This window comes from Erythrobacter sp. JB1-7, assembly GCF_057365015.1.
The window spans coordinates 23,235-38,640 of sequence record NZ_CP200291.1 but is presented as its reverse complement, the minus strand read 5'-3'; the positions used below and the strand labels follow the sequence as shown (position 1 = coordinate 38,640).

Below are 15,406 nucleotides of genomic sequence, written 5' to 3'. Positions count from 1 at the left end.
GCCTGCCTCAATCCTCACTCTCAAGCCGGTCAAGCACGCTCACAAGCGCGCGGCCATAGCGGGCCGTGTCTTCGCGCGACAATGTATGATCGACCTGAAACATGATCGTGCGCGCTGCCATCGCATGGCTTGCAGCAAGATCGCCATCCCGGCGCACTTCGAGATCAGAGAATGCGCCTTCACGGCTCATGTCGGGGCACGATCCGCTGCCGCACGCAATACCTTCTGCCATCAGGCCGCCCAGAACATCTGCTCGCGAAACGCCCGCTGGCAATGCGTCCAGATCAAGCAGGACATAGCATTTGTAGAAAGCGTGAAGGGCGTGATCGGGAATGGTCATGCCGCTGACGGCGGGATGCTTGGTCGCCTCTGTCACCAATGCGCAGGCATTTTCGCGCCGCTGCTCGACCCATTGATCAAGCTTGCCCAATTGCACCCGGCCAATCGCGGCCTGCATCTCGGTCATCCGGAAATTGCTGCCGAAATCATCAATGCAATAGCGAAATTCGCCTGGGGCAGAATTGGTCTTTTCCTTCAGGCGGATGGGATCTTTGCCATGGTCTTTATAAGCCCAGGCACGCCGCCACACCTTTTCATCACGCAGCACCAGCATGCCGCCTTCGCCGCCGGTTGACATGATCTTGTCGGTGCAAAACGAGAAAGAGCCCGCATCGCCAAACGATCCGACCTGTTTTCCCCGCCATTTCGCCCCGTGCGCCTGCGCGCAATCTTCGATAAGGAACAGGTCATGCCGCTGCGCAATATCGCAAAGGCGGTCCATATCGCAGGGCTGGCCTGCCAGATGGACGCAGGCAATCGCCCGAGTCTTTTCGCTGATAACCCGTTCGACCGAAGCGGGATCGATATTCTGTGTATCGCCCTCTACTTCAGCAAAAACAGGTGTAGCGCCAACCGCAACAACTGCACTGGTGGTGGCGAAGAAGCTTCGCGCCGGAACGATAACTTCATCGCCCTTCCCTACCCCCAGAGCCCGCAGCGCGAGTTCGATTGACACCGTGCCGTTACTCACTGCGACCGCGAAGGGCACTCCGACGTAATCCGCAAATTCTGTTTGAAACGCTGTGTTCTCATCACCGTGGACCAGCGAATTGGTGCGCCCGCTTTCCAGTACGCGCGTGACTGCGGCGACTTCATCCGCATCATGGCGCGGCCAGCTAGATTTAGCGAGTGGCGGCAATTCTTCTTCAAAGCCGGGAGCGGTGTGCATGGCGCCTGCGATCTGGATCATGGGGCCTTTACCTCCTCAACCGTTTTGAACCGGCGACTGCGCCAAAATGCTTCGGAATTGGAGACATAGCCTGCCAGACTGCCAGCGCTGCTGGGCAGAGTTGTCAGATGATGCGTGATGCGCCGCACATTGCTGTCATTGCCCGCTTCCACTTCGAGCGCGAGTTGTTCGATAGCGCGCGTGATAAAGGGCAGCGGGATGGGATTGGAGGATGCTTCGAAGATACCGGGAATGTCCGATTCGTCCTGTTCCTCGCAGCTGTCGAACAATTCCTCAAACAGCTTTTCCCCCGGACGCAGCCCGGTGAAGGAGATCGCGACATCGACATCGGGTTCCAGCCCGTAAATGCGGATCATCCGTTTCGCCAGATCGACGATTTTGACAGGCTCACCCATATCAAGAACCATAACGCGGCCGCGCGGCGTGTTTTCCTGAAGCGCTCGCGAGGAGCTTTCGAGGATCAGCTGAACCGCTTCGCCAACTGTCATAAAGAAGCGCTCAATATCGGGATGGGTAACGGTCAAAGGACCGCCTGCAAGCAATTGGCGTTTAAACAAGGGCACAACCGAACCCGACGAGCCCAGGACATTGCCAAACCGCACCGTCATAAAGCGCGGCGCATCCGGATCATCAATTCCGCACAGATCGAGCGATTGAGCATACAGCTCGCCCACGCGCTTGGTTGCGCCCATCATACCGACAGGGTTCACCGCTTTATCCGTGCTGACCTGAACCATTGCGCGCACGCTAAATTCGCACACGGCATCGGCGATATTCTTGGTGCCGATCACATTGGTGTGGACGCCCGCGCACGGATTGCCTTCGACAATGGGAACATGCTTGAGCGCGGCGGCGTGATACACAATCGCTGGCTTGTGCCGCTCAAACACGCGGCGCACTTCGATAGGGTTTCGGATATTGCAAAGCTCAATCGAAAGGTTCTGCTCGGAGAAATCCTCGCGGATTTGCTTTTCGATATTGTAAAGGCCGTATTCGGAATGATCGAGCAGCACGATCTTGCTCGGTTTGAAGCCGGCCAGCTGCCGCACAAGTTCGCTGCCGATAGTGCCGCCAGCACCCGTCACCAGCACTGGCTCGCCCGCAATCTGCTGCGAGATGGCCGCCTCGCGCAGCTCAAATTCGCGCCTGCCCAAAAGGTCTGCGGTGGAAAGCTTATCAAGGTTAGGCGTCGTGGAGCGGCCCAAAAGCTGCCCCCAATCATCACCAACGCGCGAAACGGTAATGCCCAGATCACGCGCGCGCCCGGTGATAGAGGCGATTTCGCGCGCGCTCATATTCACCGCATCATCGCACAAAACGATATTTTCAGGCCGCCGGCCGCGCTGTTCCAATATTGCGATGGCGGTTGGAAGGTTCTCAGGAAAACCGAGCACCTGCACGCCGTGGATTTGCACAATCGGCCCGTCAGCTTCGGGTAGCAGCACACCAACAGCTTGAACCGGAGCCATCGCTTCCGAATTGCTGAATTTTATGATGGATTCGGCCCAATTGGCAGGGCCAACGAGGATGACATTCTGGCGCTCCACTTGCGATGCACCGCGCCCGCCCGAGACATTGCCAAGCGGCAGATACCGAATTGCCCGGCGCGACAGGCGCATCACCTGCATGGTGAGGAAGCTGAGGCAGAAATGCAGCAAGCCCAGCAGAGCAATATCGCCCAGACTGCGCGGGCTGCCAATCGACCACCAGATCGCTGACCATGTTATCGCCAGCGCAAAGCCGATATTGAAACCCATCGCGACGCAATCGGACAAGGACGTAAATCGCCAGCTGCGCCGGTAAAGCCCGCTCAGATACAGCAGCGCAACAGTCAACGCGCTCGCCGACAATGCAAGCAGCGGCAACGTGTCGAGCATACCTGTCAGCGTCACGCGCGGCTGAACGAATGGCAGCAGCAGCAAAAACGTGCCCGCCACCGCAACAAGGTCAAGCGACATCACGCCGGCAAGCCGGATCATCTTGCGCCACATAAACGCAGGCACGATGCCGAATGTATCAGCAAACAGGCGCGACCACCGGGTCAAACGACCGGGCTTTCGTTCCGCAGCCTCCAGCTTTGCTGCCACATTTGCCGGACCTGTATCGTCAGCAGGAGTGTCCATTAAGATACTGCTTTCCCAATCCTTGGGCGTTTGTGGCCCGAGAACTCCCCGGACAACGCCCATACAATTTCACGGTTTCTTAATTACCCGGCCTTGATCAAGGCTGCACTTGCTCATCAAGCCATTAGCCAGAAGGGCATAACGTGAGCCTTTGGCAATCAGGGAGAGAACGCGATCTGCGCGAAAGGATGAGCGGGGCACTCCCCAAACGAGAGGTTGCCTTCTCCTATGGCTCTGTGAAAGGCCAATCCGGGCGCAGAAATTCTTTGGTTTATGCCACTGAATGCAGCTTTCCCTTTACCCGCCCTCGCGGCAAAGCAGACATTGGAAATTAAAGCGCGGTCAGCCGCGACAGCAATTGCGGGTGACCGCGACAAGGAGCTCTTCGGTGAAAATCGTTGTTCTATCGAGCCTGGCATTCTCGCTCATCAATTTTCGCGGGGCTTTGCTGGCTGAAATGCGCAAAGCGGGCCATCAGGTGGTCGCGGTTGCGCCCGATGACGATCCGCGAGTGCGCGAAAAGCTCTCCGAAATGGGCATTGCGTTTGAAATCGTGCCGATGGCGCGCACGGGCACAAACCCCATTGCCGACCTTCAAACCATCAACGCCTATGTAAAAATGCTGCGCGCGCATGAACCTGACGTGGTGGTCGCTTACACGCAGAAACCGATCATCTATGGCGGGATTGCCTGCCGGATTGCCGGGATCAAACGGTATTACGCGCTGATGTCAGGGCTTGGATACCTATTCAGCGAGGCGGCTGAAGGGCGTAATCTTTTGAAGACAGTGTTCTGCCGCCTTTATCGATCCGGCCTCGCCAAGGCTGAGCGAATATTCGTGTTCAATTCAGACGATGAACAAGACATGCTTGATGCAGGCATAATCGATGCCAAGGCCCCCGTCCTACAAGTGCCGGGATCTGGCGTTGATCTTGAACGGTTCACCACCACCCCTCCCCCTCAAGAACCCATCCGGTTCCTGATGATCGGAAGATTGATGCGCGATAAAGGGGTGTGGGAATATGCCGAGGCCGCCAAATCGCTTGCCGGGAAATTTCCCGATGCGCGTTTCAGCCTGATTGGCCGGCCCGAACCTGCCAATCCAACCGGACTGAATGAAAGTGACCTCGAAAGGCTCAAGCGCGATTACCCGATCGAGGTGATCCCAGAGACCAACGATGTGCCCAGCTTTCTCGCCAGTTCGCATGTCTTTGTCTTGCCAACCTATTACCGCGAAGGTCTGCCGCGCACAATCCTGGAAGCGCTGGCCGTGGGCCGCGCGGTTGTCACAACCGATATGCCTGGATGCCGCGATGCGGTTGCCGATGGCAAAAACGGCTTTCTCGTCAAACCACGCAGCGCTGAAAGCTTGGCTGAGGCTATGGGGAAACTTGCCGCAGACCCGGCCCTCGTGAAACAAATGGGCGCGCATTCGCGCCATCTGGCCGAAACGGTATACGATGTGCGCCTCGTCAACGCCTTGCTGATGGATGAAATGCACCTGACCCGCCCGCACGATGCGCCTGATGCCAATGTGAAGCCGTCCCCTGCAAAACCAAATGCGGGCAAGCTCGCTAGTCAGGCGCAATAAGACGATGCGAGTGGCTCTGGTAGGCGCGGTCGACAGCACCGAATGCGCGATGCGCGCGATGATTGCGGCATCGGGATGCGAGCTTGTGCTTGTGGCTACGCTCGAACCTGAATTGTCAAAGCGGCATTCCGATTTTGTCGATCTGGCCCCTCTTGCGCGCGAGCATGGGGTTGATGTGCTTCATGTCCGTAATATCAACGATGATCACGCCATCAAAGCCATGCGCGATGCGGCTCCCGATTATATCTTCGTGATTGGCTGGTCGCAGATTTGCCGGGATGAATTTCTCGGCATCTGCCCTGATCGGATCATCGGATATCACCCCGCACCGCTTCCCCGAATGCGCGGGCGCGCGGTTTTGCCGTGGACGATCATTGCAGATGAAAAGATCACCGGGGCAACCCTGTTCTGGATGGATGGCGGCACCGATACCGGCGCGATCCTTGCGCAGCGTTTCTTCCACGTCGCCCCGCGCGAAACAGCGCGAACTTTGTATCACAAACACATGATTGCTCTCGAAGCGATGGTCGGCGAGGCTTTGAACGAGCTTGCCAGCGACAATCCCCGGCGCGAATTGCAGGACGAAAGCTGCGCAACGTTTGCCGCGCGCCGCAGGCCCGCAGATGGCCGGATTGATTGGCACCAACCAGCTGAGGCCATTGATCGCCTTATCCGAGCCGTCGGTAGGCCCTATCCCGGCGCGTTCTGCGATATCGGCGGTGGAAAACTCGTGATCTGGGAGGCGGATTTTGAAGCCTGCGCCATCCATCACGCCGCACCGGGTCAGATCGTTGCGATGAGCGAAAACAGCCTCGACGTGCTCACCGGCGACGGCCTTATCCGCGCCACAGACTGGGAACTGACCGGAGACAAACCTTTGCGCATGCATGCAGTGTTGGGACGCGATTGATGAGCGATTTATCACATTTGGGCAAAGTTCTGGTGATTGCCCCACACCCCGACGACGAAGTGCTGGGGTGCGGCGGAACGATGGCGCGGCTCGCTGATGCGGGGCACGAAGTGCATGTTGCCGTCATTACCAAAGGGTTTGAGCCTTCCTTTCCCGAAAGCCTGGTGACGCAAGTAAGAGCCGAGTTAGCCGAAGCGCATAAATTGCTGGGCGTTAAACAATGCCATTTTTGCGACCTGCCCGCCGCTGCGCTCGACACTCTGCCGGGATCTCAAATCAATGCCGCGATTGGCAGGATTGTGAACGAGGTTCAGCCCGACACTTTGTTCATTCCATTTATCGGCGATATCCATCGCGATCATCAACTGATCTTTATTGCAGCACTCGTCGCCGCAAGACCGCGTTCGAGGGATATTCCGAATCGCGTTTATGCTTACGAAACACTCTCAGAGACGAATTGGGCAGCCCCTGGCATCACAGAAACATTCATTCCGAACGTTTTTTTTGATGTTACCCACACCCTTGATCGCAAAGTAAAAGCGTTCGCCTGCTTCAAAAGTCAGGTCAAGCCTACCCCTGATGAGAGGTCGTTCAAAACGATCGAGGCGCTCGCAACCCTTAGGGGATCAACGGCTTTTCTGGACGCAGCCGAGGGTTTTATGCTGATTCGAGAGATCGCCTAACCAGAGGTAAACGCCTACAACTTTATGGTGTTTCCTGTGCCAAAATGAGACTCGACATCGCAAGGGCATTTCCCTTAGCGGGCTTTTCATAGCACTAAGCAAAAAAACCAAGGTCAACAGCCGCTTGGGAGCGGATTCTTCGGGTCGCAGGGGTTTATCTCGAAGGAGGTTATGCGATGGAAAACGGTGCATGCGTACCAGTCGCAATTGTTAGTAGAAATACATTAGCCCGAGAGGGCATGCGAAGAATATTAAATGGTGACGTTTTCTCTGTCACTGAATCACATGATTCCAGTCTCGGACTGCTTGAAAAGACGCAGCGCGATGAGTGTCCGCGTCTAATCATTTTGGATGAGAACGAGGACGACAATCTTTGCTCTGAAGTGGAGCAATTGCAGGAAGAACTTCCTGATGCGCGTCTTGTGGTGCTCAGCAATGATTTCGATTTTGACGCAATGGTCGGTGCATTCCGGGCGGGCGTTGATGGCTATATCGTCAAGCGTATTGCTTGCGAGCCGCTGATTGAATCGCTGAAACTGGTTCACATGGGCGAAAAGGTCATGCCGAGCGAACTCGCTCTTGGCCTGCCGCGCCGATGGGCTCGTGGCACATTGCCGGCCATGTCCCAGCGTGAGCTTGTGACTTTGTTGTCAGAGCGCGAGATTGAGACGCTGCGGTATCTGATCCTGGGTTCGCCCAACAAAGTGATCGCAGGTCATCTCAACATCAGCGAAGCCACAGTGAAAGTCCATGTGAAGGCCATTTTGCGCAAGCTTGGCGTTCAAAACCGCACGCAAGCGGCCATTTGGGCAGTCAATAACGGCGTCGATCTGAAGAAGCCCGAACTGGTGGTCTCTGCCGACGAGCTTCAGGATAACAAAGCCGACTTTGACGAACAGCGCCCCATCGCTGTTTGATCGGGATTTTCGGACAGGTTCCACTGAAGTAGAACACGGTTCACAGCCGCTGACACATTGAGGTGTGTCAGCGGCTGTTTCGTTTGCATTGCTCTTTTTGGCTTCTCACGCGCCTCGCTGCCTCAAAAATCGAGGACTCCTCACGCAATTGATAGTTTGATTGCACATTGTAGTGTGATACTGCGCATGCATGAACACATCCACGATCACACGCGTTCGCAACCTTATCACCACCGGGCAAATGACCAAGGCAGGCATGGCGCGCGCGTCCGGCCTTCACGCCAACACCTTGCGTGACTGCACCGAGGATGACTGGAACCCCACGGCAGAAACGCTGGCGAAGCTCTCTGAGTTTCTAGATGCGAATGACGATAAGCCCGTCCTGGTCCCCATCGAAGAGATCATCGACGAAGCGCGAAATGGGCGGATGTATATCCTTGTCGATGACGAAGATCGCGAAAATGAAGGCGATCTGATTATCCCGGCGCAGATGGCAACACCTGCCGCAATCAACTTTATGGCGACCCATGGGCGCGGGCTGATCTGCCTTGCGCTCGATCAGAAGCGTGTTGACGAGCTTGGGCTTGAGCCGATGACACGCAACAACACCGAAAGCATGCAAACCGCCTTCACTATCTCAATCGAGGCGAAGGAGGGCGTGACCACGGGGATCTCCGCCGCAGACCGCGCACGTACGGTGTCGGTCGCAATTGATGCCACCAAGGGCGCCGCCGATATTGTGACGCCGGGCCACGTCTTCCCCCTGGCCGCGCGCAATGGCGGTACCTTGGTACGGGCCGGCCATACCGAAGCAGCGGTCGATATATCGCGCATTGCGGGGCTTAATCCCAGCGGCGTGATCTGCGAGATTATGAATGAGGATGGGACAATGGCCCGCCTCGACGATCTCGTCAGTTTTGCGCGCAAGCACGATCTGAAAATTGGCACCATCCGCGACTTGATCGCCTACCGGATGCGCAACGATCATCTTGTGGACCGACTGGGTGAGCGCAGTTTTGAAAGCGATTATGGCGGGCAATGGCGGCTCATCACCTACCGCGATAGAGTGGCCAACACCGAGGCGTATGTCTTGCAGAAAGGGCATGTGAATCCTGCAAATCCCACTCTGGCCCGGGTTCATCCCATTTCGGTGTTCGATGATGTGCTGGGCCAACCTGGTCCGCGCAAACGCACTTTGCAGCGCGCCATGGACGCGATCGGGGAACATGGTTCGGGCGTGATTGTTATTATCACAAGCCGCATTGGCGGCAGCGAATGGAGCCACGACGAAGAAATTCGCAATATCGGCATCGGCTCACAAATTCTCGTAGATTTGGGCGTTAATGACATGATATTGCTATCCAATTCCCGCCCCGATCTTGTCGGCATCGAAGGCTACGGCCTCACGATTTCTGGCCACAAACCCATTCCGGAGTAACCAATGTCACGCATTCTAATTGTCGAAGCCCGCTTTTACGCAGGCCTGAATGACATGCTTATCAAGGGTGCTCGCGCTGCCTTGGAAGCTGAAGGGCATGAGGTTGAAATTCTCACGGTTCCCGGCGCGCTCGAAATCCCCGGCGCTATCGGTCTTGCAGCGGATAGCGGGGAATTTGACGGCTTTGTCGCCATTGGCGTCGTGATCCGAGGCGAAACCTATCACTTCGAAATTGTGGCAGGAGAAAGCGCGCGCGCCATCATGGCGTTAACGATGGATGGTATTGCCATTGGCAATGGAATTCTGACGGTCGAGAACGAAGCGCAGGCGCTCGTTCGCGCTGATCCTGAACAAAAGGACAAAGGCGGCGAAGCGGCCAAGGCAGCCTTGGCGCTGCTGGATTTGGCGAGCAGGTTTGGCCGGTAAGGCCCTGCTCAAGACTAGGATTTGGCCAAAAAGCAGGCTACTTTCTCCAATATGGATGTATCTTACGCAGTTATCCTTAATGCCCCCATCCGCACAATAGACTAAGAACATACCCTCAATCGATGCGAAGAAATGAAGCACATATTTCTTACGCGCAAATGGAGGTGTAATAGCTCTCAATGTCTAGTGTCGCAGTTTTATTGCAAGGCACGCACGGCGATTGTTCCGCAACACTGCTTGCGAAGTCTTCCAAGATGATGAAGTCCTCCAGTTTGAAAGGGCTGCGTAGTCAGCTTGCGGAGAACCGTCGTGGATCTTGATGACGGCCAAATCGCCTCAATCATATCGCGCAGCTCCGACGGCGCCGCCGCTTTTGAGGACGATCCTGTAGACCTCCGCCCTTTCGCAGAACAACTGATCGCCATTGCCCAGGCTTTGCGCAGTCAGGATGCCGGCACGGGTGAGGCCTCCAATGAACCGGCCCCATCGAGCTCTCGGATCGCTCAAAAATCGTTACAGGCCAACCGCCAAGGCCAATCAGCCACACGGCAAATCTACGCTCAAATGGCACGCGATGCTTATGCAATCAGGCGGCAGCGCACCGGCATATTCACCAATGAGGTGATCTTTGGCGAACCAGCCTGGGATATCCTGCTCGACCTCTATATCGCGCATGCCGACGATAAGCTAGTTTCCGTTTCGAGCGCCTGTATCGGTTCCGCTTCGCCGCCCACGACCGGATTGCGGTGGCTTGGTGTGCTCGAAAGCCACGAACTGATCGCGCGCGAGCATGATCCCGAGGATCAGCGCCGGGTTCTGGTGCGTCTAACCGATAGAGCGGTGGAGGCGATGGACACCCATTTTGCCAATGTCGCCAGGCGCCTGAATAAAGCCTCCGCTTAACCCTTCAGCGATCCGAAGCACCCTCGCCCGGCATAGATCGCGCTGTCGCCCAATTCTTCTTCGATGCGGATGAGCTGATTGTATTTGGCCAGCCTGTCCGACCGTGCGAGCGACCCGGTTTTGATTTGTCCGCAATTGGTCGCCACAGCAAGATCAGCAATAGTGGCATCTTCGGTTTCGCCCGAACGGTGGCTCATCACAGATGTGTAGCGCGCACGGTGCGCCATATCGACCGCAGCCATAGTCTCGGTCAGCGTCCCGATCTGATTGACTTTTACGAGCAGCGAATTGGCAAGCCCCTGATCGATCCCATCAGACAGCCGCGCGGGATTTGTCACAAACAGATCATCGCCCACCAATTGCACGCTCTCGCCCACCATATCGGTGAGCGCTTTCCAGCCTGCAAAGTCATCTTCGCTCATCCCGTCTTCGATTGATCGGATGGGATAATCCTTGCACAATTGGGCAAGGTATTGCGCCATGCCTTCAGGGGCGAGGCTCAGGCTTTCGCCCGAAATTTCATATTTGCCATCGCGGAAAAACTCGGTGGCCGCGCAGTCGAGCGCGAGGACGACATCATCGCCCGGAGTAAAACCGGCACGCGTGATCGATTCCATAATAAAATCGAGCGCGGCACGTGTGCTCGCAAGGTTGGGCGCAAATCCGCCCTCATCGCCAACAGAGGTCGCAAGGCCTTTCTCACTCAGGCCCTTTTTCAGCGTGTGGAAGATTTCGGAACCCCACCGAACCGCCTCGGCAAGATTATCTGCGCCCACAGGCATCACCATGAATTCCTGTATATCAATCGGGTTGTCAGCGTGTTCGCCGCCATTGATGATATTCATCATCGGCACGGGCAGCACATGCGCTGACACTCCGCCCAGATAGGAATAGAGCGGCAATCCGCGCGCATTGGCAGCGGCTTTGGCCACGGCAAGGCTGGTGCCCAGAATGGCGTTTGCGCCAAGCCTGCTTTTGTTATCGGTGCCATCAAGCGCGATCATCGCCAGATCAACATCACGCTGGTCTTCTGCATCAAACGCGCCGACCAAAAGATCGCGGATGTCATTGTTGACGGCTTTTACCGCGCCCAGAACGCCTTTTCCCATATAGCGTCCCGCATCGCCATCGCGCAGCTCAACCGCCTCGTGCGCGCCGGTTGAAGCGCCCGATGGCACGGCCGCGCGGCCAAAACTGCCATCATCGAGCAGCACATCAACCTCAACGGTGGGATTGCCCCGGCTGTCAAGAATCTCACGCCCGTGCAGGTCGATGATCGCAGTCATATTTGGCTCCTGGCTCAATGTGTAGTATACAGGTAAAACACCTTAAGGTGCAGCGATTCTAAAAAGTCAACAACACCGCGGTTACGCAATGCAGCATTTCGTCCGGTGCCCTATTCGCCGGAAACAATCGGTGCAAGATGCGTTAACTCTACAAACGCATCTGCATGCGTTTAAACACTGGAAATTCACGCAATCAGAAGGCAAGACAAAGCTCATGGCTGAGACGAAAACAACCAAGACGACCACACGCAAAACCGCAACCACACGCAAACCCGCTGCGAAGAAGACGGCGACCAAATCTACGGCATCCGCGAAAAAGGCCACTTCGGCAAAAGCCGCCAATGGCAAAGCTGCCAGCGCGGCGACAACCGGCACTGCTGAGGCAAAAAGCCGCTTTAACGCTGCGCTTGAAGAGGCAAAAGCAGGCGCGCAGGCTTTGCGTGCAGAAGCGGGCGATCGCGCTGATGCCTACCGAGATCAGGCCAAAAACAAAGGAGACACACTCGTGAACGATGCCAAACAATATGGCGACAAGGCGATGAGCCGGGCTGGCGAATTGGCCGTTGATGGCAAAAGCGCGGTCAGCGATGGCATCGCCTCGCTTGGTCAGGTCGTTGGCGATACCGCTGGACAGATTGATGAGCGTTTGGGCGAACAATATGGCGATTACGCTCGCAAGGCTTCGCGCACATTGGCTGAAACCTCGGCAAAGCTCGAAGCGAAAAGCGTCGATGAATTGGGCGAAGATGCGCGCGAATTTGTCCGCAAAAGCCCCGGTGTCGCCGTTGGTATCGCAGCGGTTGCAGGCTTTCTTGTGGCGCGAATGTTCCGCGGATCGCGCGACTGAGCCAAATCAACAGCTCTCCCATTGAAAACAACCAAACTATGAGCGGTGACGGCAGACTGGCCGCCAATGCTAATGCAGGTGCAGCTGGTTCCAACCCGGACCCGGCTGCACCGCTGCACGGCGCATATGTCCCCACGGGCGAAGCCAACGCGCGCGAGCCACGCGCACAGGGCGCAGTCCCCGGGGAAGCGGAGGCCGCCCCGCCCCAACCTCCTTTCGATGATACGATCACCGGCGAGATAGCGGCCCTGATTGATGATGGGCGCACCTATGCTGAGGCTGAACTGGCGTTTCAAAAAACGCGCGCAAAGCTGACAGGCCGCACCATTGCGATCACTGTTGTTTGTGTCGTCTTGGCTATTGTTCTGCTTCACATAGCGTTCTTGGCGCTTGCCGTGGGTCTGGTGATTGCACTCGCCCCTTTGGTGACCACTTGGGGCGCGATTGCCATTGTGGTGGGCGGATTGATGGTTCTGGTTGGGCTTTTGGGCTGGCAAGCGAAGTCTAGCGGCCAGAAAATTGCCCGTTTGTTCGCCTCACCGCCCAAGGATGACGCAGCATGAGCCGGCTTGATGAGCAATTGGTCGAAGACCGAGCGATGCGCGATGCAGCCAAGATGGTCTTGATGGCTGATATTGAGCACACCAAAGAAGCGCTCTCAGGCAAAGCCATCGCTGGACGGGTCGGCGACAAGGTAGGGGACGGCGCCAAGGACGTTTTTGAGATCGCCAGATTTCATGCCGAGGAAAACCGCGGTATCCTCGCAGCCATCATCGCGGCGCTCATCTTGTGGTTTGCCAAAGATCCCATTCTCAATGCAATGGGTTTCGGTTCAGCAAGCGACAACGAAACAGACGATACAGCGGCACAAGAGACTGAAGCAGGGCTGGACGAGGATGCGCCGCAGCCAGCGGCGGCAGCTCCAATGAACAATCACGAAGCCAAGCCAGACGAGCAGGCTTCAAATATGGTGAGTGACAATGACTAAACCCTCCGCAACCGTACCCGTCCCTGCCCCGCGCGATGAATTGCGCGCCAAAATCGAAGCCAGCGAACGCCGCATAGCAGAGCGCACCATGGCCGATCAGGCCAGCGATGCGGCAGGCGCGGCGACGCAATATGTGAAAGACAATCCGCTGACGGTTCTGGGCGGCGCGATCGCGGTTGGTTTGGTAATCGGGATGATGACACAGCCAGGCCGCAGAGCAGCCAAGGGCGCCGCCACAGGCGCTGCAAATGCCGTAAGCGGGGCTGCATCAGGCGCTGCCAAATCGGTTGGAACAGCCACCAAAAAGCGCGGAACGGCCTTCGGTGCTTTGGTAGCAGACGCCGTAGTTGCCTATGGTATCAAGGCGATCGACAACGCACTTGATGGCGCACGCACAGGGCGCGACAAACTTGAAGACATCTCCGATGATGCCTCCGAAAAAGCGCGCGAAGTCCGGCGCGATGCTGAGTATTTTGCAGGGTCCGCCGCGGACAAATCCCGCGCCGTTTCGCAGCGCACTCGCAGACGTGCAGAGCGCGCAGTGCGCACCATCAAGGACCGCGTGACGAACTGATATCCAGTCCCGCAATAGCCAGCGCGGCCCAAGGGAGCTGCCAAATTCGACACGCTTCCCCTTGCCACGCCGCTGAGCAGCGCTAAACGCGCCGGGGAACACTATCAAAACGGAACCCTGTCATGGAAGAAACCACCACAAAACAGCGCTTGCATCTGGTAATGGGCGGACGGGTCACCGATCCGCGCGGGCATGAATTTGCCGATCCCGAAAGCGTCCATGTCGTGGGGGTCTACAGCTCTTACGAAGCAGCAGAGGACGCTTGGAGAGCGCAGGCACAGCGCACAGTTGACGATGCTGAGATGAAATATGTGGTCGTGCATATTCACAAATTGCTGACCCCAAGCGAGTAAATCCGCCAGTCGCTCGCTCTCCTTGAAATACTCAATCAGACCTTTCGCCCTCAGCGACACCCATGCTCTTGCGGCGCTTACCGTTGCAGCAATCGAAGCTGTCGGGTCATCGCGGTATACCCCTGAGCAAACAGCTGCCTGGGCGGCGCGCCATCCGGGGCCAGAGCGCTTTGCCGAACGGGCAAAGGCGGGCGACCGTATCTGGGTGGCAATAGGAGAAGACGAAATAGCGGTCGCCTACGCCCTGCTGGAAGCCGATGGGCACCTCGACATGCTGTATTGCCACCCCGATCATACGCGGCAGGGACTGGCTGATGCCTTGCTGCGGACTGCGGCAGACCACGCTGCCAAAGGCGGCCTATCGCGCCTTTACACAGAGGCAAGCGAACTGGCTCGTCCGGCGTTTGAACGTGCGGGATACTCAGTGACCGAAAGGCGCGACTTCACTATTCGCCATGAGGGCCGCGATGTCGCCATCCACAATTATGCGATGGAAAAACGGATCGGCTGAGGATTGCTGCAGCCGATCAGACTTTCAACCTCAAACAAATTCGATCTTGTCGACCAAATAAAACTTATCGCCTGACGGCACGGTGACTTCGATCTCGTCTTCGACCTGTTTGCCGATCATCGCGCGCGCCATAGGCGATGAATAAGAAATGCGCCCTTTGGCTGCATCCGCCTCGGTTTCACCGACGATCTGATATTTGATCGGCTTGTCGTCATCATCAAGCAAAGTGACGGTCGCGCCAAATACGATGCGGTCACCGCTCAAACTTGCCGGATCGATGATCTGCGCACGGCTGATCTTGCTTTCCAGATCGCCGATCATGGCTTCGACCTGGCCCTGACGCTCTTTAGCGGCGTGATATTCCGCATTTTCGGAAAGATCGCCGTGCGCGCGCGCTTCTTCAATCGCGTCGACAATCCGGGGACGTTCCTCGCGCAGAGTTTTGAGGTCAGCGGTTAACTGCTCATACCCTTCAGCCAACATTGGAACTTTTTCCATCGTCGCCATTACCTTTTCTTCCTTCTGACGCAGTCCTGGCACATTCAAAATCACCCACATCCCAAAGCCATGGTCGCTCCTGCCGGAACGGCCTGTCGGACTATGAAAT

17 protein-coding genes are annotated in these 15,406 nt (G+C 56.7%); 13 read left to right on the top strand and 4 right to left on the bottom strand.

Annotation, left to right across the window (positions count from 1 at the left end):
• Window positions 1–7: 7 nt before the first annotated feature.
• Both AC0V6W_RS00205 and AC0V6W_RS00200 read right to left on the bottom strand, forming a co-directional pair.
• On the bottom strand, window positions 8–1,249 hold the full coding sequence (locus AC0V6W_RS00205; protein ID WP_486146020.1) for a DegT/DnrJ/EryC1/StrS family aminotransferase: 1,242 nt from the start codon (window positions 1,247–1,249) through the stop codon (window positions 8–10).
• Window positions 1,246–3,372: a polysaccharide biosynthesis protein gene (locus AC0V6W_RS00200; protein WP_486146018.1), complete on the bottom strand. Its 2,127-nt coding sequence runs from the start codon at window positions 3,370–3,372 to the stop codon at window positions 1,246–1,248. The genes AC0V6W_RS00205 and AC0V6W_RS00200 overlap by 4 nt, the downstream gene beginning before the upstream one ends.
• Window positions 3,373–3,760: 388 nt before the next feature.
• Here AC0V6W_RS00200 and AC0V6W_RS00195 point away from each other — a divergent pair, with 388 nt between their 5' ends.
• The 7 genes from AC0V6W_RS00195 to AC0V6W_RS00165 all read left to right on the top strand — a co-directional run bounded on the left by AC0V6W_RS00195 (window position 3,761) and on the right by AC0V6W_RS00165 (window position 10,240).
• Window positions 3,761–4,963: a glycosyltransferase family 4 protein gene (locus AC0V6W_RS00195; RefSeq protein WP_486146016.1), complete on the top strand. Its 1,203-nt coding sequence runs from the start codon at window positions 3,761–3,763 to the stop codon at window positions 4,961–4,963.
• A 4-nt stretch (window positions 4,964–4,967) separates the two neighbouring features.
• Window positions 4,968–5,873, top strand: a complete 906-nt coding sequence (locus AC0V6W_RS00190) for a methionyl-tRNA formyltransferase (protein ID WP_486146014.1) — start codon at window positions 4,968–4,970, stop codon at window positions 5,871–5,873.
• Window positions 5,873–6,556 (top strand): PIG-L deacetylase family protein, encoded by a 684-nt coding sequence (locus tag AC0V6W_RS00185; RefSeq protein WP_486151394.1) that lies wholly within the window; start codon window positions 5,873–5,875, stop codon window positions 6,554–6,556. Before AC0V6W_RS00190 ends, AC0V6W_RS00185 begins: the two co-directional genes overlap by 1 nt.
• A gap of 176 nt (window positions 6,557–6,732) precedes the next feature.
• The gene (locus tag AC0V6W_RS00180) at window positions 6,733–7,473 is read left to right on the top strand and encodes a LuxR C-terminal-related transcriptional regulator (protein WP_486146012.1); all 741 of its coding nucleotides are present in this window, start codon (window positions 6,733–6,735) and stop codon (window positions 7,471–7,473) included.
• Window positions 7,474–7,663: 190 nt separating this feature from the next.
• Window positions 7,664–8,911, top strand: coding sequence for a 3,4-dihydroxy-2-butanone-4-phosphate synthase (gene ribB, locus AC0V6W_RS00175; protein ID WP_486146010.1), 1,248 nt, complete (start codon window positions 7,664–7,666; stop codon window positions 8,909–8,911).
• A 3-nt stretch (window positions 8,912–8,914) separates the two neighbouring features.
• The gene (ribH, locus tag AC0V6W_RS00170) at window positions 8,915–9,337 is read left to right on the top strand and encodes a 6,7-dimethyl-8-ribityllumazine synthase (protein WP_486146008.1); all 423 of its coding nucleotides are present in this window, start codon (window positions 8,915–8,917) and stop codon (window positions 9,335–9,337) included.
• Window positions 9,338–9,646: 309 nt separating this feature from the next.
• On the top strand, window positions 9,647–10,240 hold the full coding sequence (locus AC0V6W_RS00165; RefSeq protein ID WP_486146006.1) for a MarR family transcriptional regulator: 594 nt from the start codon (window positions 9,647–9,649) through the stop codon (window positions 10,238–10,240).
• Here the strand turns inward: AC0V6W_RS00165 and eno are convergent.
• A complete protein-coding gene (gene eno / locus AC0V6W_RS00160; protein ID WP_486146004.1) occupies window positions 10,237–11,526 on the bottom strand; it encodes a phosphopyruvate hydratase in 1,290 nt (429 codons plus the stop codon). The two genes, AC0V6W_RS00165 and eno, sit on opposite strands and share 4 nt — an antisense overlap.
• Window positions 11,527–11,740: 214 nt before the next feature.
• Between eno and AC0V6W_RS00155 the strand changes: the two genes are divergently transcribed.
• The 6 genes from AC0V6W_RS00155 (at window position 11,741) to AC0V6W_RS00130 (ending at window position 14,799) form a co-directional block, all read left to right on the top strand.
• On the top strand, window positions 11,741–12,373 hold the full coding sequence (locus AC0V6W_RS00155) for a hypothetical protein (RefSeq protein ID WP_486146002.1): 633 nt from the start codon (window positions 11,741–11,743) through the stop codon (window positions 12,371–12,373).
• A 38-nt stretch (window positions 12,374–12,411) separates the two neighbouring features.
• On the top strand, window positions 12,412–12,936 hold the full coding sequence (locus AC0V6W_RS00150; protein WP_486146000.1) for a phage holin family protein: 525 nt from the start codon (window positions 12,412–12,414) through the stop codon (window positions 12,934–12,936).
• Entirely contained in the window at window positions 12,933–13,361 is a 429-nt protein-coding gene (locus tag AC0V6W_RS00145; protein WP_486145998.1) for a hypothetical protein, read from the top strand. The genes AC0V6W_RS00150 and AC0V6W_RS00145 overlap by 4 nt, the downstream gene beginning before the upstream one ends.
• A complete protein-coding gene (locus AC0V6W_RS00140; RefSeq protein WP_486145996.1) occupies window positions 13,354–13,935 on the top strand; it encodes a glycine zipper domain-containing protein in 582 nt (193 codons plus the stop codon). The genes AC0V6W_RS00145 and AC0V6W_RS00140 overlap by 8 nt, the downstream gene beginning before the upstream one ends.
• Window positions 13,936–14,057: 122 nt before the next feature.
• Window positions 14,058–14,288, top strand: a complete 231-nt coding sequence (locus tag AC0V6W_RS00135; protein WP_486145994.1) for a DUF4170 domain-containing protein — start codon at window positions 14,058–14,060, stop codon at window positions 14,286–14,288.
• 22 nt (window positions 14,289–14,310) lie between these two features.
• Window positions 14,311–14,799 carry a GNAT family N-acetyltransferase gene (locus AC0V6W_RS00130; RefSeq protein WP_486145992.1) on the top strand — a complete coding sequence of 163 codons (489 nt, stop codon included), beginning with the start codon at window positions 14,311–14,313 and terminating at the stop codon, window positions 14,797–14,799.
• Window positions 14,800–14,829: 30 nt separating this feature from the next.
• Here AC0V6W_RS00130 and greA read toward each other — a convergent pair whose 3' ends face one another.
• Window positions 14,830–15,306, bottom strand: coding sequence for a transcription elongation factor GreA (gene greA / locus AC0V6W_RS00125; RefSeq protein ID WP_486145990.1), 477 nt, complete (start codon window positions 15,304–15,306; stop codon window positions 14,830–14,832).
• Between the last annotated feature and the right edge of the window lie 100 nt (window positions 15,307–15,406).